Origin of the sequence: Planococcus circulans (assembly GCF_020023385.1) — a bacterium.
GTDB lineage: Bacteria > Bacillota > Bacilli > Bacillales_A > Planococcaceae > Planococcus.
Genome location: NZ_JAIQCL010000001.1, coordinates 269419 through 287151, shown reverse-complemented (window position 1 = coordinate 287151; position 17733 = coordinate 269419). Strand labels below are relative to the sequence as shown.

Sequence of the window (17733 nt, the reverse complement as noted above, 5' to 3'; positions counted from 1 at the left end):
ACTATCTTAAAGGAGGAATTTAATCATGGCAGTTACAGCTCAAATGGTAAAGGAATTGCGTGCAAAAACAGGCGCAGGTATGATGGATTGCAAAAAAGCATTAGTGGAAACAGATGGAGATATGGAAGCGGCTCTAGACTTCCTACGTGAAAAAGGTCTTTCAAGCGCTTCTAAAAAAGCGGATCGTATTGCTGCTGAAGGGACAACTTCAATTCTTGTGAAAGAAAACGAAGCAGTCATCTTCGAAGTAAACGCAGAAACAGACTTTGTTGCGAAAAACGAAGGTTTCCAGACTTTGGTAAAAGAATTAGGCGAGCACTTGATCTCAACTAAGCCGGCTACAGTTGAAGAAGCTAATGCTTCAACAATGTCTAACGGTTTGACAGTTGCAGACCATATTTCAAACGCAATCGCTAAAATTGGTGAAAAAATCACATTGCGCCGTTTTGAAGTGCGCACAAAAACAGATGCTGACGCTTTTGGTCCTTACCTTCACATGGGCGGACGTATTTCAGTACTTGTTGTTCTTGAAAACTCTACGGATTCAGATGCTGCCCGCGACATCGCAATGCACATCGCTGCATTGAACCCTAAATATGTATCGCGCGACGAAGTTTCTGCTGACGAAGTAGAGCACGAGCGTAAAATCTTGACTGAGCAAGCTTTAAACGAAGGCAAACCGGAAAAAATCGTTGCTAAAATGGTTGAAGGCCGCCTTGGTAAATATTTCGAAGACATCTGCTTGCTTGACCAGGCGTTCGTTAAGAATTCAGATCAAAAAGTTCGTGATTTTGCAGCTTCTACAGGTGGATCTGTTAAAGAATTCATCCGTTACGAAGTTGGAGAAGGCATCGAAAAGCGTGAAGATAACTTTGCTGACGAAGTAATGAGCCAAGTTAACAAAAAATAAGAACGTTTATCATATGATTTATCTTGGGGAACACGAGTATGTGTTCCCTATTTTTCAATAATTATGTAATGGAGGGTACCGATGAGTGTTCAGCAATATAAACGCATTGTATTAAAACTAAGTGGTGAAGCAATGGCAGGAGGACAAGGTTTCGGATTGTCCCCAGAAATCATCAAATCAGTAGCAAGCCAAGTAAAAGAAGTGGTGGAACTTGGAGTGGAAGTTGCAGTGGTTGTAGGCGGAGGCAATATCTGGAGAGGCAAAGTCGGTTCTGAAATGGGAATGGACCGTGCAACAGCTGACTATATGGGCATGCTGGCAACAGTTATGAACTCATTGGCTTTGCAGGATTCTTTGGAAAAGCAAGACGTTGAAACCCGCGTTCTTTCGTCCATAGAAATGCGCCAAGTTGCTGAACCTTATATCCGCAGAAGAGCTATCCGTCATCTAGAAAAGAAGCGGGTTGTCATTTTTGCAGCAGGTACAGGGAACCCTTACTTCTCAACTGATACAACAGCGGCATTGCGCGCGGCTGAAATTGAAGCCGATGTCATTTTAATGGCGAAAAACAATGTTGATGGCGTTTATTCAGCTGATCCGAAAACGGATTCCACTGCTGTAAAATACGAAGAACTTTCTTATTTCGAAGTGATTCAACAAGGCTTGCAGGTGATGGATTCGACAGCTTCTACACTTTGTATGGACAATGACATCCCACTCGTAGTATTCTCAATTATGGAAAATGGAAATATAAAACGAGCTGTACTCGGAGAAAAAATCGGGACAGTAGTGAGGAGAACATTATAATGCCAAAATCAGTGATGAATGACACTAAATCTAAAATGACCAATGCAATTCAAGCTTTTTCACGTGATTTATCTTCAATCCGTGCTGGCCGTGCAACTCCTTCAATTTTGGATAAGTTGACGATCGATTATTACGGTTCTCCAACACCGGTCAACCAAGTTGCAGGCATTTCCATTCCTGAAGCGCGTTTGATCATGATTCAGCCATACGATAAATCGGTTCTTGGTGATATCGAAAAAGCGATCCTTAAGTCTGACTTGGGCTTGAGCCCGTCAAATGACGGTTCGGTGATCCGCTTGGCAGTTCCTGCATTGACAGAAGAACGCCGCAAAGATCTTGTGAAGCAAGTGAAGAAAGAAGCGGAAGAAGCGAAAGTGGTCATCCGCAACATCCGTCGGGATGCTAATGACGAGTTCAAGAAGCTGGAGAAGAAAAGTGAAATCACGGAAGATGACTTGCGTGGCTATACAGACGACACCCAGAAGTTGACAGATGACAACATTGCAAAAATCGATGAAATGGCTAAAAGTAAAGAAAAAGAGATTATGGAAGTTTAAATCGAACTTCATTTCATGTCTGGCGTCCTGTTAAGCAGGACGCTTTTTCATGCCAAAAATAAACGCTGTATCTTGAAAGAAGCGCACAATGCTGTTTTTTTTGATATGATAAGCAATAGACATGCCGATTTGTAATAGGTGGAGGATTAACTATGTTTAATAAACTATTAAAACGAAATACTGATTTGGTCTTGGAAAACGTAGATCGCTCAGTTTTGATTTCGAACGAAGAAGTTCCGGCTCATATTGCAATCATCATGGACGGCAATGGCCGCTGGGCAAAAAAACGTTCGCTTCCAAGAGTTGCTGGACACCATGAAGGAATGAAGACCGTCCGGAAGGTGACAAAGCTCGCCAATGAACTTGGGGTCAGTGTCCTGACTTTATATGCATTTTCCACAGAAAACTGGAAACGTCCAAAAATCGAAGTGGATTTTTTGATGCGCTTGCCGGAAGAATTTTTAACGACCTTCCTGCCGGAACTGATTGAAGAAAATGTGCGCGTGGAAATGATGGGATACCATCAAAATTTGCCTATGCATACACTTAAAGCCATTAAGAAAGCGAAAGAAGCAACTAAGGACAATACTGGCCTTGTCCTGAACTTCGCTTTGAATTATGGGAGCCGTGCAGAAATTGTAGATGCGGTCAAAGATATTGCCACTCAAGTTGCTGCGGGAACTCTGGACATTTGTGATATTAACGAAGACCTTATTTCGGGTGGGCTTATGACAAAAGGCTTGCCGGAACCGGATTTACTGATTCGTACGAGTGGTGAGGTTCGATTGAGCAATTTTATGCTTTGGCAATTGGCATACACGGAGTTTTGGTTCACGGAAACTTTATGGCCCGATTTTAATGAAGATTCCTTACTGGAAGCGATTGAAAATTATCAGAAACGAAATCGCCGGTATGGAGGGTTGAAAGGAGACGAAGTGAAATGAAACAACGGATTATAACAGGTGTCATTGCTGCAGCTCTATTTATTCCTTTCGTTATTTATGGAGGTCTTCCATTTATTCTGTTGGTTTATTTACTGGGAACGGTAGCATTGCAGGAACTCTTGAAAATGAAGGGCCGGAGTTTGTGGAGCATCCCCGGCCTTATTTCCCTATTGGCGCTTTATGCCTTCATGATGCCCAATCAATGGGCTGTTCAGATTTTTGAATGGACAGGATATGAAAAAGTCGAATTCGCATTTCTAGCCGTCATTCTTCTATTGATACATACAGTCATCGTAAAAAACAGCTTCACTTTTGATGATGCAGCCTTCGCTGTTTTAGGTACTTTATATGTCGGTATCGGTTTCTTTTATTTTATCGAAACGCGTGAAGCCAGCCTCAGCTTTCTGATTTTTGCTTTACTGGTGGTTTGGTTCACTGATTCAGGTGCTTATTTCACAGGCCGCAAAATTGGCAAACGGAAATTATGGCCGGAAATTTCACCCAACAAAACAATAGAAGGTTTTGTCGGTGGCATCATCTGGGCGATTGGGATTGCACTTATCTTCAATTACTTCATTCCATTAAACCACTCGATCTTCCTGATCATCATCGTCACCATCATCGCATCTGTCTTCGGACAAATGGGTGACTTGGTGGAATCTGCTTTAAAGCGGCATTTCAACGTGAAAGATTCTGGCTCGATCTTACCGGGGCACGGTGGAATACTGGATCGTTTTGACAGTATTCTATTCGTCATGCCTTTGCTTCATTTTTTACATTTTATCTAAGAGAGGAAATTGCTGAATGGTTAAGAAAATCATCCTGCTGGGTGCAACCGGTTCAATCGGTGTGCAGACAGCTGATATTATCCGCGAACATCCGCAAGAATTTTCATTGATCGGATTTTCTGCCGGAAAAAATATGGACATCACCCGTAAATTGATCGCTGAATTTACTCCTGAAATTGTATGTGTCCAGCAATCTGAAGATGCCAAAACACTGAAAGCTGAATATCCGGCTGTCTCTTTTGTGGCAGGAGCTGAAGGACTGATTGAAATTGCTGTCTATGACGCCGATATTTTGGTCAATGCTGTACTTGGAAGTGTTGGTCTTGAGCCGACACTGGAAGCGATTAAACTTGGCCGTACCATAGCAATCGCCAATAAAGAAACACTCGTGACGGCGGGACATTTGGTGATGGACAGTGCAAAACAGTACGGCGCAGCGATTCTTCCTGTCGACAGCGAACACTCGGCGTTGTTCCAGGCGTTGAATGGTGAAAAGAAAGACCAGGCAAGCCGATTGATCTTAACGGCTTCCGGCGGCAGCTTCCGTGACTTGACGCGTGAACAGCTGAAAAATGTCACCGTACAGGATGCATTGAATCATCCGAACTGGTCGATGGGATCGAAAATCACGATAGATTCCGCAACCATGGTCAATAAAGGCCTTGAAGTGATTGAAGCACATATATTATTTGATTTCGCATATGCGGACATTGATGTAGTGCTTCACCGTGAAAGCATTATCCACTCGATGGTCGAATTCCAGGACACCAGCGTGATGGCACAGCTTGGGACGCCCGATATGCGGGTGCCGATTCAATATGCCTTGTCCTATCCGGACCGGCTTCCCCGTCAGCACGCGAACCGTTTGAACTTGGCTGAAATCGGAAAATTGAATTTCCAGGAAATGGACTATACACGTTTCCGTGCATTGCAGCTGGCATTCGATGCGGGTGTTGCAGGCGGAACCATGACTACTGTCCTGAATGCGGCAAACGAACAGGCGGTCGCCTTATTCCTTAATGAAGAAATAAAGTTCCTGCAGATCGAAGAACTGATCGAGCGGGCAATGGATCAGCATGATGTTCTGGCCAACCCCGATCTTGAAACGATTCTGCATGTAGATGCTGAAACAAGAAAATCTATAAAAAACATGCTAAAATAACTAAAGATCAAAACCGAATAAGTTTATAAGGATGGGTTCGAAATGGAGACAGTTATCTCGTTTATAATAATTTTCGGTGCTTTAGTTTTTTTCCATGAATTTGGCCATTTCCTTTTCGCAAAACGTGCCGGCATTCTGGTACGTGAATTTGCAATTGGGATGGGCCCGAAAATTTTGGGCATCACTAAAGGAGAAACGCTATACACGTTGCGTTTGTTGCCGATTGGTGGATATGTACGTATGGCCGGGGAAGATATGGATACCATCCAACTTCAGGCAGGCCATCGCATAGGTGTTTTATTGAATAAAGAAGGCCAGGCAAAAAAGATCATCATGAACCAGAAGCACGTTTATCCGGAAATCCTTTTTCTTGAAGTAGAAGAAGCGGATCTGGAAAAAGAGCTGTGGATCAAAGGGTATGATGAAGATGAAAAGCTGGTGCGCATTGACGTTGCGCGCGATGCTGTGGTTGAGGAAAATGGGAGAGAAACCATTTTGGCTCCTTATGACCGGCAGTTTGATTCGAAAACAGTCGGAAAGCGGTTCATGACCATTTTTGCTGGACCCTTATTCAACTTTATCCTCGCATTCCTGATATTCACTGCACTCGGCATGATGCAAGGGATTCCTACCTTCGAGCCAGTAATTACTGAAGTGACGGAGGAAAGTCCGGCAGCTGAAGCGGGTATGCAGAATGGAGACCTGGTGACCGAAATTGAAGGGAATTCGATCGGCACGTGGGATGAACTGGTGGAGTCGGTTCAGAACAATGCCGGTAATCCTCTTGAATTCGAAGTTGAACGTAATGGAGAAGCATTGAACTTTACGATCACTCCTGAAATATCTGAACAGTCACCTGACCAAATTGGCGTCATCGGCGTACTGTATCAAAGCCCGGTAGAAAAAGATTTTCTCGGATCCTTTGTCTATGGCGCTGAGCAGACCGTTTTTTGGTTCAAGGAAATCTTCCGTCTGCTTGGAATGCTGGTGACCGGCCAATTCACGATTGATGCTTTATCCGGTCCAGTTGGGATCTATAAGACGACTGAAGAAGTCGCCAAATACGGATTCTTCACCTTGATGAGCTGGGCAGGCATGCTCAGCATCAACTTAGGGATCATGAACCTGCTTCCGCTTCCTGCATTGGACGGCGGACGCCTGATGTTCTTCATTCTTGAAGCGGTACGCGGAAAACCGGTTGACCGGCAAAAAGAAGGGATGGTCCATTTTGTAGGGATCATGCTGCTCATGCTGCTGATGATCGTCGTCACTTGGAACGATATTCAAAAGTATTTCTTTTAAATAGTCGATTAAGCAATACCGGACAGGCAGTTATTACTGCCTGTCCTGAACTTTTAATCCATCAATAAAAATCCTATAGTCAGTTGAGGTGTATTTTGGAATGAAACAAACAGCAACTTTTATCCCTACTTTACGTGAAACTCCAGCAGATGCAGAAGTCAGATCGCATCAACTCTTATTGCGCGCAGGCTTTATCCGCCAAAATACCAGCGGCATCTACTCATTCCTGCCACTCGGCAAACGCGTACTTCAAAAAGTGGAAACCGTCATCCGTGAAGAAATGGAAGCCGCCAACAGTGTGGAAATCTTCATGCCCGCACTCCAGCAGGCCGAACTATGGCAGGAATCGGGGCGCTGGTATTCGTACGGCGATGAACTGATGCGTTTGAAGGACCGCAATGACCGTGAATTCGCTCTGGGAGCGACTCATGAAGAAGTTATCACGAGCTTGCTTCGCGATGAAATCAAATCGTATAAAAAGCTTCCTTTGAATCTTTTTCAGATCCAGTCGAAGTTCAGAGACGAAAAGCGTCCGCGCTTCGGATTATTGCGTGGCCGTGAATTCCTGATGAAAGATGCTTATTCATTCCATGCGACACCTGAAAGCCTGGATGAAACCTATGATGTCATGATGCAGGCATACACCAATATCTTTACACGTCTTGGCTTGAACTTCCGTGCGGTAATCGCGGATTCCGGTGCCATCGGCGGTAAAGACAATCATGAATTCATGGTGCTGTCTGAAATTGGAGAAGATACGATTGCCTATTCCGACATTTCCTCTTATGCAGCCAACATTGAAATGGCGGCTGTCAATGTAGCTTATCCCGCCTCAGATGAAACGCCGGAAGAAATGGAGAAAGTGGCGACGCCAGATAAGAACACCATTGCAGATGTAGCTGAGTTTTTAGATACAACTGCTGAAAAATGCATCAAGACATTGGTCTTCAAAGCAGACGATGAATTGGTCATCGTGTTAGCAAGAGGAGATCATGAGGTCAATGACGTTAAAGTCAAACATGCGACGGGCGCGAAAGTCATCGACATGGCGACTCCGGAAGAGGTTCAGCAATTATTGTCCTGCGATATCGGTTCTCTAGGTCCGATCAACCTTCCTTCAGATATCCGGCTGTTTGCGGACCATGCAGTTGAAAACATGGTCAATGCTGTAGTCGGCGCCAATGAAAGTGGCTATCATTATAAAAACGTCACACCGGGCAAAGACTTTCCAGTCGAAGCTTACCACGACCTTCGTTTTATCCAGGAAGGCGATGCTTCTCCTGATGGCCAGGGCACGATTCAATTTGCCAAAGGAATTGAAGTCGGCCATATCTTTAAATTGGGAACCACCTACAGCATTCCGTTGAAGGGCACTTTCCTGAATGACCAAGGCAAAGCGATGCCTTATATCATGGGTTGCTATGGCATCGGTGTGTCACGTGTGCTCGCTGCAGTCGCGGAACAATTCCAGGACGACAACGGCTTTACATGGCCGGATATTGTTGCTCCTTACGAGGTTCATCTGGTGCCTGTCAACGTCAAGGACGATGTGCAACGTGAGCTTGGTGAAGAGCTTTATGCCTTGCTGAAATCAAATCGCTACGAAGTGCTGCTCGATGACCGCAAGGAACGGGCAGGCGTGAAATTCACGGATGCAGATCTGATCGGGTTGCCGATCCGCATTACGATCGGCAAAAAAGCGGCTGAAGGAATACTGGAAGTCAAAATACGGCGGACAGGTGAAACATTCGAGTGGACGCGTGAAGAATTACTCGATCAATTACAGCAGTTCTTTAAAAAATAACAGCAAAATCTGATATGATGAAAGGAAAGTACAATATGTACTTTCCTTTCTTTTTCTGCTCGTTTCTATAGCTATAAGCGTCAGGTATGACAAGCACTTGCGCTTTTTTAAATTACTACCACGAAGGGGATAATTATGACAAACCAGCAAGACTCCAAGATGCGATTCAAATTGCTGCTTCAGCATCTCGACTTAGCGGACGATGTACATATGCCCTTTTTCGAAGAGGCTGAACTGACACGGATGACCGTCCATAAAAAAGAACGGTCGTGGAAATTTCTTGTGAAACTGAAGAATATCCTGCCGATCGATTTGTACCTATTATTAAAAGAACGACTTTATAGCACGTTTTCACCCATCGCTTCAATTCAATTGAACATTGAGGCGGCGCAGGAAACCGTACAGGAAGACCTTGTATTATCTTATTGGAGATACGCTGTCGAAGAACTGGCGGACATGGCGCCCCCGTTGCGTGAGCGATTATTGTCACAGGCGCCTGTCTGGAATGGCAATAAGCTGTTATTGAAATGCAACCATGAACACGAAATGATGGCGCTGAAGTCAAAATACAGCGAAAAATTAGCGGGAGTATATCATCAGTTCGGCTTCCCGCATGTTGCCATCGATTTCCAGCTGTCAGACGAAAACCAGGAAGCGGCCCATGAAGCGTTCATGGCGGAACGCCTGCGTGAAGAAGCGGAAATGGCAAATAAAGCATTGTCCGATATGAAGAAACGAGAGACAAACCGCAAAGAGAACGGTACTCCATCCGGTCCATTCCAAATGGGTACAGCCATCAAGCCGGATGAAAATATTGTTGAGATCAAATCCATTGTCGATGAAGAACGCAGAGTGACCATTGAAGGCTATGTATTTGATGCCGAAGTAAGAGAGCTTCGGAGCGGCCGTTCCTTGTTGACAGTAAAAATCACAGACTATACCGATTCGATTCTCGTGAAGATGTTCTCGCGTGACAAGGAAGATGCCGAATTGATGGCCAATGCCAAAAAAGGCATGTGGCTGAAAGCGCGCGGCTCGATCCAAACTGACACCTTTGTCCGTGACTTGGTGATGATGGCGCAGGATATGGTTGAAATCAATCCCGTACTTCGACGGGACACGGCAGAAGAAAAACGCGTCGAATTGCATCTGCATACGCCGATGAGCCAAATGGATGCAGTTTCATCTGTTGAGTCACTGGTCAGCCAAGCGGCCAAATGGGGACATCCAGCCATCGCCATTACGGATCATGCCGGTGTACAATCCTTTCCGGATGCCTATGCAGCCAGCAAAAAGCATGGCATCAAAGCGATTTTTGGGTTGGAAGCGAATTTAGTCGATGACGGAGTGCCGATTGCTTATGAGGAGCGCCATGCTTTATTGGAAGAGGAAACTTTTGTGGTTTTTGACTTGGAGACGACAGGCCTATCTGCCGTTTACGATACGATCATCGAGCTTGCTGCAGTGAAGATCAAAGGCGGACAGATCATCGATAAGTTTGAGAGCTTTGCCAACCCGCACCATGAGCTGTCGTCAACGACGATCGATTTGACGGGCATCACGGATGACATGGTCAAGAATGCACCCGAAGTGGAAGACGTAATCCGCAAATACCACGAGTGGGCAGGAGATCATATAATGGTCGCCCATAACGCTTCATTCGATATGGGCTTCCTGTATGTCTGCTATAAGAAATTCGGCATTGATAAGAAGCATGCCACGATCGATACATTAGAACTGGCGCGCATGCTTCATCCGGAACTGAAAAATCACCGATTGAATACATTGGCCAAGAAGTTCGGGATCGAACTGACCCAGCATCACCGGGCGATCTACGATACCGAAGCAACTTCGTATCTATTGACGCATCTATTAAAAGAAGCTGATCAAAAAGGCATTCTCTACCACGATCAGCTCAATGATTATGTCGGAAGCGGCGACGCTTATAAACGGTCCCGGCCGACGCACTGCACGCTGTTGGCGCAAAATGATGAAGGCTTGAAAAACCTCTTCAAATTGGTGTCGGCTTCTCACATCGATTATTTCTACCGGGTACCCCGAATTCCGCGTTCGTTGCTGCAAAGGCATCGGAAAGGGCTGCTGGTCGGCTCGGGCTGCGATAAAGGCGAAGTTTTTGAAGCAGTGATGCAAAAGTCAATGGAAGAAGTCGAAAAGATGGCTCAATTCTATGATTATATGGAAGTTCATCCGAAAGAGGTCTACTCACATCTGATTGAACGGGAAATGATCCGTGATGAATGGAATTTAGAGGACATCATCCGTAAACTGGTGAAAGTCAGCCGTAAATTGGAAATTCCTTTGGTTGCCACAGGAAACGTCCATTACCTGGACGAAACGGATGCCATCTTCCGGCAGGTGCTGATCGGTTCCCAAGGCGGAGCTAATCCACTGAACCGCCAGAAACTGCCGAAAGTACATTTCAGGACGACCAATGAAATGCTGGACGCCTTTGACTTTCTTGGGGCTGAAACAGCGCACGAACTGGTGGTTGAGAATTCGGTTAAAATTTCCGAAATGATCGATGTCGTCAAGCCGATTAAAGATGAATTGTATACACCAAAAATTGAAGGCGCCGATGAAGAAGTCCGCGAATTGAGCTATAATATGGCAGCCCAGATTTATGGTGCTCCATTGCCTGAAATCGTGGAAGCCCGTATCGAGAAAGAATTGAAATCCATCATCGGGCACGGATTTGCGGTTATCTATCTGATTTCGCACAAACTCGTGAAGAAATCACTGGACGATGGTTACTTGGTAGGGTCCCGTGGGTCGGTTGGCTCCTCGCTGGTTGCGACATTGACTGAAATCACTGAAGTCAATCCGTTGCCTCCGCATTACATTTGCAGTAAATGCAAGAAATCGGAGTTCTTTGATGACGGTTCAGTCAGTTCGGGATTCGATTTGAAAGATAAGAATTGTCCGGATTGTGATATTCCATATCAAAAAGAAGGCCAAGATATTCCGTTTGAAACGTTTTTAGGATTTAAAGGAGATAAAGTTCCCGATATCGATTTGAACTTCAGTGGTGAATATCAGGCAGTAGCCCATAATTACACGAAGGAATTATTCGGGGAAGATAATGTTTTCCGCGCAGGTACGATCGGTACAGTAGCGGAAAAAACAGCTTATGGCTATGTCCGGGGCTATGCCAACGACCGCGAGATGACCTTGCGGGGCGCAGAAATCGACCGCCTTGTGCAAGGCTGTTCGGGAGTCAAGCGCAGTACTGGACAGCATCCTGGGGGGATTATCGTTGTCCCAGATTACATGGACATCTATGATTTCACGCCGATTCAATTCCCGGCAGATGCCCAGGATTCGGAATGGAAGACGACGCATTTTGATTTCCATTCCATCCACGATAACTTATTGAAGCTGGATATTCTCGGACATGATGATCCGACGGTGATCCGCATGCTTCAGGATCTGTCCGGCATCGATCCGAAGACCATCCCTACAGATGATCCGGAAGTGATGAAAATCTTCGCCGGTCCAGAATCGCTTGGTGTGACCAAAGAGCAGATCGGCTGTAAAACAGGCACGCTTGGAATTCCGGAATTCGGTACGCGCTTTGTGCGCCAGATGTTGGAGGAGACGAAACCGAACACCTTCTCTGAGCTGGTCCAGATTTCCGGACTGTCCCACGGTACGGATGTGTGGTTGAGCAATGCGCAGGAACTGATCCAAAACGGGACCTGCCAATTGTCGGATGTAATCGGGTGCCGGGATGATATCATGGTCTACCTGATTTATCAGGGACTTGAATCTTCATTGGCATTTAAGATTATGGAGTCTGTCCGTAAAGGTAAAGGGTTGACACCGGAATTTGAAGAAGCCATGAAAAAAGAAGGCGTGCCGAACTGGTACATCGAATCCTGCAAGAAAATCAAGTATATGTTCCCGAAAGCCCACGCCGCAGCCTATGTCTTGATGGCTGTGCGGATCGCTTACTTTAAAGTGCATTTTCCGGTTCTTTATTATGCAGCGTACTTTACAGTTCGTGCAGAGGATTTTGATGTGAATGCCATGGCGAAAGGATCACACTCGATCCGTGCTGTAATTGATGACATCAACTCTAAAGGTTTGGAAGCATCAACAAAAGAGAAGAACCTATTGACGGTTATGGAATTGACGCTTGAAATGGTGGAACGCGGCTATACTTTCCAGAAGGTGGATCTGTATAAATCATCTGCAGATCAATTCATCATCGACGGAAAAAGCTTGATTCCACCGTTCAATGCCATTCCAGGACTAGGAACCAATGCCGCGAAATCGATTGTTGCCGCCCGCGAGCATGGGGAATTCCTCTCTAAGGAAGATCTGCAGCAGCGTGGCCGGGTTTCGAAAACAATCATCGAATATATGGATGATCACGGTTGCCTGGAAGGGATGCCTGACGCTAACCAGCTGTCCCTGTTCTAGCCAGTTGCACCACGGCGCCGTTTGTGGTATTATTGTAGTAACATTTACTGATAGCTCTGTCGCAGAAGAGTGGGTTCTCCCGCTCTTTTCTGTTTGTTATGGCATAAAATTGGCGGGAGGCATGTATGAGCAAAATTACAGAACAAATCGAGAAGATAGCACAGCCCATCACCAGTGAATTATCACTGGAACTAGTAGATGTGGAATTCCTGAAAGAGGGCCGCAACTGGTTTTTACGGGTATATGTAGACAATCCTGAAGCACCTATTGATATTGATCAATGCGCTTTGGTAAGTGAAAAGTTAAGTGAAATCCTGGATCAATTAGATCCGATTGAACAAAACTATTTCCTGGAAGTTTCTTCCCCAGGGGCAGAACGTCCATTGAAGAAGGAAAAAGATTTCGAAAAGGCTATGGGTAAGTTTATTTACATCAAGACCTATGAACCGGTTGAAGATGCAAAAGAGTTTGAAGGTTATCTAAAGTCCTATGACGATGAACAAGTGGAAATTGAAATTAAGATCAAAACACGCAGAAAAATAATTACTATTGCAAAAGAAAAAATAGCAGTGATTCGTTTAGCCATTGATTTTTCTGTTAAACCTGATTGAAGAACCTGGGAGTGAATAATATGAGCAGTGAGTTATTGGATGCTTTTGAAGTATTGGAGAAACAAAAAGGGATTTCGCGTGAAGTCCTGATTGAAGCGATTGAAGCAGCTTTGGTAACTGCATACAAACGGAATTTTAACCAAGCACAGAATGTCCGTGTAGATTTGAACTTGAATACGGGGACAATGCTGGTTTATTCCCGTAAAGATGTTGTCGAGGAAGTTGAAGATGAACGCCTTCATATTTCGTTGGAAGACGCCAAAGTCATCAATCCGGCCTACGAGCTTGGAGATGTCGTGGAAGAAGAAGTGACGCCCCGCAATTTCGGACGCATTGCTGCTCAGACGGCAAAACAAGTCGTTACACAGCGTGTCCGTGAAGCTGAACGCGGCTTGATCTTCGAAGAGTTCGTAGATCGTGCTGACGACATCGTCAACGGCATTGTTGAGCGTATGGACGCACGCAATCTGTATGTTGGACTGGGTAAAGTTGAAGCTGTGTTGCCACAGACAGAGCAAATGCCAAACGAACATTATAAGCCGCATGACCGCATCAAAGTGTATATCACGAAAGTGGAGCGTACGACACGCGGACCGCAAGTATTCGTTTCGCGCACACATCCAGGATTGCTTCGCCGTCTGTTTGAAAATGAAGTGCCTGAAATCTACGATGGCATCGTTGAGATCAAATCAATTGCACGCGAAGCCGGAGACCGTTCAAAAATCTCTGTTTTCGCGCACCGTGATGATATCGATCCCGTCGGCTCATGTGTTGGATCCAAGGGTGGACGTGTTCAGACAATCGTCAACGAATTAAGCGGAGAAAAAATCGATATTGTGGAATGGTCAGAAGAGCCGGTTGTCTTTGTAGCAAACGCGCTTAGCCCGTCCAAAGTATTGGATGTACAAGTAAACGAAGAAGCAAAATCGACTACTGTAGTCGTTCCTGATTATCAATTATCTCTTGCAATCGGCAAACGTGGACAAAATGCCCGTTTGGCAGCGAAATTAACTGGCTGGAAAATCGATATCAAGAGTGAAACCGATGCTCGTGAACTTGGGATTTACCCAAACCCGAACGCTGATATCGAATTAGTGGAATCCGGTGAAGAACTGGACGACTTTGATTTTTACGAAGAAAAAGAATAATGTAGAAAAGGTGATGTCCGTTGGCTCTGCAAAAGAAGATTCCATTAAGGAAGTGTGTAGCTACAGGCGAGATGCATCCTAAAAAAGAATTGATCCGCGTTGTCCGTTCAAAAGAAGGCGAAGTATCCGTCGATTTGACGGGCAAGAAATCAGGACGCGGCGCATACCTTTCGAAATCGGAAGATGCCATCGCGGCTGCCCGTAAAAAGAAAGTGCTCGACAAGCAATTGGAAGTCAAAATTCCAGACGAAATCTATGATGAGTTAATTCGCGTCGTTCTCAGAGAGCAGTTGAAATAATGACCAAACAGAAAATTCTTCAATTACTTGGATTGGCCACACGTGCAAGAATGACCATTTCAGGTGAAGAAATGACCGTGAATGAAGTTCGAAAAGGCAAAGCGAAATTAGTGATACTTTCTGAAGACGCTTCAGAAAACACCAGTAAGAAACTGCAGGACAAATGCAAGTCGTATGGAGTGGATCTCCATGTTTTTGGATCCCGTTTCGAGTTGGGACATGCGATAGGCAAAGAAGAGCGGGTAGTTATTGCAATCACAGATAAAGGATTTGCAAAGAAAATAACCAGCTTATATGAAGAAATTAATCGGGGGCGAGCAGATGACCAAAATTCGAGTACATGAATATGCTAAGAAGGTAGACAAGCCAAGTAAAGAAATTATCAATGAGTTGTCTAAACATAATATTACCGTGCAAAACCATATGGCTACATTAGAAGATAATGCTGTATCGAAATTAGACAGCATCTACAAAAATGCATCAGCTGGGCAGCGCCCGCAAGCGCCATCGCGTCCACCAAGCCAAGGGCAATCCCGCCCACAAAGCAGCCAGTCGCGTCCATCAGGACAGGGACAATCCCGTCCGCAAGGCAGCCAGTCGCGTCCATCAGGACAAGGGCAGTCACGTCCGCAAGGCGGCCAGTCGCGTCCATCAGGACAAAGCCAATCCCGTCCAGCTGCAGCGCCTAGTCAAGGACAGTCCCGTTCACAAGGGAATGGCCAACGACCAACTGCACCGGCAAAATCAGGATCGAATTTTACACCGAAGGCAGCTAAACCGACAGCAGGACCTGGCCAGCGTTCTTCAGGACGTCCAGGCGGCGGAAACCGTAGCGGCTTCCAAAACCGCAACCGCAAAGGAAAGCAGCAGCAACCGGTAAATCCATTGCCGCCAATGCCTAAAAAAGAAAAAGAACTGCCGGCTAAAATCACTTTCAGTGAGTCATTGACAGTAGCTGAGCTTGCAAAAAAATTAGGGCGCGAGCCTTCTGAAATCATCAAAAAATTGTTCATGCTTGGTGTAATGGCTACCATTAACCAAGAGTTGGATAAAGATGCAATTGAATTGATTTGTGCCGAGTATGAAGTTGAAGTGGAAGAAGAGATCTTAGTGGATAAAACGGATCTTGAAGTTTACTTTGAACCTGAAGACGAGAGCCTAAATCAAGAGCGTCCCCCGGTAGTTACCATCATGGGGCACGTTGACCATGGTAAAACAACTTTGCTTGATTCGATCCGCCACACGAAAGTGACTGCTGGAGAAGCAGGCGGAATCACACAGCATATCGGTGCTTATCAGGTTGTTGACGACAACGGCAAGAAAATCACGTTCCTTGATACTCCTGGCCACGCCGCGTTTACGACGATGCGTGCACGTGGAGCAAAAGTGACTGACCTTGCAATTATCGTTGTTGCAGCAGATGACGGTGTTATGCCACAGACAGTTGAAGCAATCAACCATGCCAAAGCGGCAGAAGTTCCGATCATCATCGCAGTCAACAAAATGGATAAGCCAAGTGCAAACCCTGACCGCGTTATGCAAGAATTGACTGAGCACGGACTAGTAGCTGAAGCTTGGGGCGGCGATACGATTTTCGTTCCGATTTCTGCTCTGACTGGAGACGGCATCGATTCATTGCTTGAAATGATCCTTCTGGTATCCGAAGTTGGTGAGTTGAAAGCTAATCCCGCGCGCCGTGCAATCGGTACAGTTATCGAAGCAGAGCTTGATAAAGGCCGTGGTTCAGTAGCTACTCTACTTGTCCAGGATGGTACGTTGAAAGTCGGAGATCCGATTGTTGTCGGAAATACATTTGGCCGTGTTCGTGCCATGGTTTCTGATATTGGACGCCGCGTCAAAGAAGCGGGACCATCAACACCAGTGGAAATTACCGGTCTGAACGATGTACCGCAAGCAGGAGACCGCTTTGTTGTCTTTGAAGATGAGAAAACAGCTCGCCAGGTTGGGGAAACGCGTGCAACTTCAGCGCTTCAAGTTCAGCGTTCTGAAAAAACACGGGTAACTCTTGATAACTTGTTTGATCAATTGAAACAAGGCGAAATGAAGGAATTGAACTTGATCGTCAAAGCTGACGTTCAAGGAGCCGTTGAAGCAATGGCTGCATCTCTTCTTAAAATCGATGTGGAAGGCGTCAACGTGAAAATTATCCACACAGGCGCTGGAGCCATTACGGAATCCGATATTTCATTGGCAGCTGCATCCAATGCCATCGTCATCGGTTTCAACGTCCGTCCTGATGCAAACGCGAAACGCGCTGCTGAGGCAGAAGGCGTGGACATCCGTCTGCACCGCATCATCTATAAAGTGATCGAAGAAATTGAATTCGCGATGAAAGGCTTGCTTGATCCTGAATTTGAAGAAAAAATTATCGGTCAAGCTGAAGTCCGCAGCACATTCAAAGTTTCTAAAGTTGGTACAATTGCCGGAAGCTATGTAACTGAAGGCAAGATCACGAGAGAAAGTGGCGTCCGCGTCATCCGTGAAGGCATTGTTGTATTCGAAGGTGAAATTGATACGTTGAAACGCTTTAAAGACGATGCCAAAGAAGTAGCTAAAGGCTACGAATGCGGTATCACCATCAAAAAATTCAATGATGTCAAAGAAATGGATATTATCGAAGCGTACGTTATGGAAGAAATCGAACGCAAATGATCCTGTACATGGAATGCGAATTCTTCATTCCAACGGCACATTCGTTAAAAGATAAGCGGGCAGTCGTGAAAAGCATGCTGACCCGCAGCAAACAGAAATTCAATGTTTCCGCAGCAGAGATTGACCACCAGAATGTTTGGCAGCGGACCCGCATCGCCTTTGTCCTCGTTTCTTCATCCAAAGAAATGGCAGATAAGGAAATGGCGCAGGTTCTCTACTATTTGGAAAGCAATCCTGCTTGGGAATGCTTGGAGATTGAAAAAGAATATTTGTAAGAACGAGGTG

15 protein-coding genes are annotated in these 17733 nt (G+C 45.4%); all 15 read left to right on the top strand.

Annotated features, from left to right (window positions below):
* The first annotated feature begins 25 nt into the window (after positions 1-25).
* The 15 genes from tsf to K8U60_RS01410 all read left to right on the top strand — a co-directional run bounded on the left by tsf (position 26) and on the right by K8U60_RS01410 (position 17723).
* The gene (tsf, locus tag K8U60_RS01480; protein WP_223633231.1) at positions 26-910 is read left to right on the top strand and encodes a translation elongation factor Ts; all 885 of its coding nucleotides are present in this window, start codon (positions 26-28) and stop codon (positions 908-910) included.
* A gap of 81 nt (positions 911-991) precedes the next feature.
* Positions 992-1717, top strand: a complete 726-nt coding sequence (gene pyrH / locus K8U60_RS01475) for a UMP kinase (RefSeq protein WP_223633229.1) — start codon at positions 992-994, stop codon at positions 1715-1717.
* On the top strand, positions 1717-2274 hold the full coding sequence (frr, locus tag K8U60_RS01470) for a ribosome recycling factor (protein ID WP_223633227.1): 558 nt from the start codon (positions 1717-1719) through the stop codon (positions 2272-2274). The genes pyrH and frr overlap by 1 nt, the downstream gene beginning before the upstream one ends.
* Before the next feature lie 152 nt (positions 2275-2426).
* Positions 2427-3218: an isoprenyl transferase gene (locus K8U60_RS01465; RefSeq protein WP_223633225.1), complete on the top strand. Its 792-nt coding sequence runs from the start codon at positions 2427-2429 to the stop codon at positions 3216-3218.
* On the top strand, positions 3215-4006 hold the full coding sequence (locus tag K8U60_RS01460) for a phosphatidate cytidylyltransferase (protein ID WP_223633223.1): 792 nt from the start codon (positions 3215-3217) through the stop codon (positions 4004-4006). The genes K8U60_RS01465 and K8U60_RS01460 overlap by 4 nt, the downstream gene beginning before the upstream one ends.
* A gap of 16 nt (positions 4007-4022) precedes the next feature.
* Positions 4023-5168, top strand: a complete 1146-nt coding sequence (dxr, locus tag K8U60_RS01455) for a 1-deoxy-D-xylulose-5-phosphate reductoisomerase (RefSeq protein WP_223633221.1) — start codon at positions 4023-4025, stop codon at positions 5166-5168.
* A 42-nt stretch (positions 5169-5210) separates the two neighbouring features.
* Positions 5211-6470, top strand: coding sequence for an RIP metalloprotease RseP (gene rseP / locus K8U60_RS01450; RefSeq protein ID WP_223633219.1), 1260 nt, complete (start codon positions 5211-5213; stop codon positions 6468-6470).
* A gap of 100 nt (positions 6471-6570) precedes the next feature.
* Positions 6571-8274: a proline--tRNA ligase gene (locus K8U60_RS01445; RefSeq protein ID WP_223633217.1), complete on the top strand. Its 1704-nt coding sequence runs from the start codon at positions 6571-6573 to the stop codon at positions 8272-8274.
* A 135-nt stretch (positions 8275-8409) separates the two neighbouring features.
* Positions 8410-12717 (top strand): PolC-type DNA polymerase III, encoded by a 4308-nt coding sequence (locus K8U60_RS01440; RefSeq protein WP_223633215.1) that lies wholly within the window; start codon positions 8410-8412, stop codon positions 12715-12717.
* Positions 12718-12842: 125 nt separating this feature from the next.
* Positions 12843-13328: a ribosome maturation factor RimP gene (gene rimP / locus K8U60_RS01435; protein ID WP_223633212.1), complete on the top strand. Its 486-nt coding sequence runs from the start codon at positions 12843-12845 to the stop codon at positions 13326-13328.
* A 20-nt stretch (positions 13329-13348) separates the two neighbouring features.
* Positions 13349-14476: a transcription termination factor NusA gene (gene nusA, locus K8U60_RS01430; protein ID WP_223633209.1), complete on the top strand. Its 1128-nt coding sequence runs from the start codon at positions 13349-13351 to the stop codon at positions 14474-14476.
* Positions 14477-14496: 20 nt separating this feature from the next.
* Positions 14497-14775, top strand: coding sequence for an RNase P modulator RnpM (rnpM, locus tag K8U60_RS01425; RefSeq protein ID WP_223633206.1), 279 nt, complete (start codon positions 14497-14499; stop codon positions 14773-14775).
* Positions 14775-15119 (top strand): YlxQ family RNA-binding protein, encoded by a 345-nt coding sequence (locus K8U60_RS01420; protein ID WP_223633191.1) that lies wholly within the window; start codon positions 14775-14777, stop codon positions 15117-15119. The genes rnpM and K8U60_RS01420 overlap by 1 nt, the downstream gene beginning before the upstream one ends.
* The gene (gene infB / locus K8U60_RS01415; protein ID WP_223633188.1) at positions 15097-17448 is read left to right on the top strand and encodes a translation initiation factor IF-2; all 2352 of its coding nucleotides are present in this window, start codon (positions 15097-15099) and stop codon (positions 17446-17448) included. The genes K8U60_RS01420 and infB overlap by 23 nt, the downstream gene beginning before the upstream one ends.
* Positions 17445-17723, top strand: coding sequence for a DUF503 domain-containing protein (locus tag K8U60_RS01410; RefSeq protein ID WP_223633185.1), 279 nt, complete (start codon positions 17445-17447; stop codon positions 17721-17723). Before infB ends, K8U60_RS01410 begins: the two co-directional genes overlap by 4 nt.
* The last annotated feature ends 10 nt before the right edge of the window (positions 17724-17733 follow it).

What these genes read in the sequence shown, in the direction of transcription:
- tsf (WP_223633231.1), top strand. Translation starts at nt 26, where the DNA reads ATGGCAGTTACAGCTCAAATGGTAAAGGAATTGCGTGCAAAAACAGGC.
- pyrH (WP_223633229.1), top strand. Translation starts at nt 992, where the DNA reads ATGAGTGTTCAGCAATATAAACGCATTGTATTAAAACTAAGTGGTGAA.
- frr (WP_223633227.1), top strand. Translation starts at nt 1,717, where the DNA reads ATGCCAAAATCAGTGATGAATGACACTAAATCTAAAATGACCAATGCA.
- K8U60_RS01465 (WP_223633225.1), top strand. Translation starts at nt 2,427, where the DNA reads ATGTTTAATAAACTATTAAAACGAAATACTGATTTGGTCTTGGAAAAC.
- K8U60_RS01460 (WP_223633223.1), top strand. Translation starts at nt 3,215, where the DNA reads ATGAAACAACGGATTATAACAGGTGTCATTGCTGCAGCTCTATTTATT.
- dxr (WP_223633221.1), top strand. Translation starts at nt 4,023, where the DNA reads ATGGTTAAGAAAATCATCCTGCTGGGTGCAACCGGTTCAATCGGTGTG.
- rseP (WP_223633219.1), top strand. Translation starts at nt 5,211, where the DNA reads ATGGAGACAGTTATCTCGTTTATAATAATTTTCGGTGCTTTAGTTTTT.
- K8U60_RS01445 (WP_223633217.1), top strand. Translation starts at nt 6,571, where the DNA reads ATGAAACAAACAGCAACTTTTATCCCTACTTTACGTGAAACTCCAGCA.
- K8U60_RS01440 (WP_223633215.1), top strand. Translation starts at nt 8,410, where the DNA reads ATGACAAACCAGCAAGACTCCAAGATGCGATTCAAATTGCTGCTTCAG.
- rimP (WP_223633212.1), top strand. Translation starts at nt 12,843, where the DNA reads ATGAGCAAAATTACAGAACAAATCGAGAAGATAGCACAGCCCATCACC.
- nusA (WP_223633209.1), top strand. Translation starts at nt 13,349, where the DNA reads ATGAGCAGTGAGTTATTGGATGCTTTTGAAGTATTGGAGAAACAAAAA.
- K8U60_RS01420 (WP_223633191.1), top strand. Translation starts at nt 14,775, where the DNA reads ATGACCAAACAGAAAATTCTTCAATTACTTGGATTGGCCACACGTGCA.
- infB (WP_223633188.1), top strand. Translation starts at nt 15,097, where the DNA reads ATGACCAAAATTCGAGTACATGAATATGCTAAGAAGGTAGACAAGCCA.
- K8U60_RS01410 (WP_223633185.1), top strand. Translation starts at nt 17,445, where the DNA reads ATGATCCTGTACATGGAATGCGAATTCTTCATTCCAACGGCACATTCG.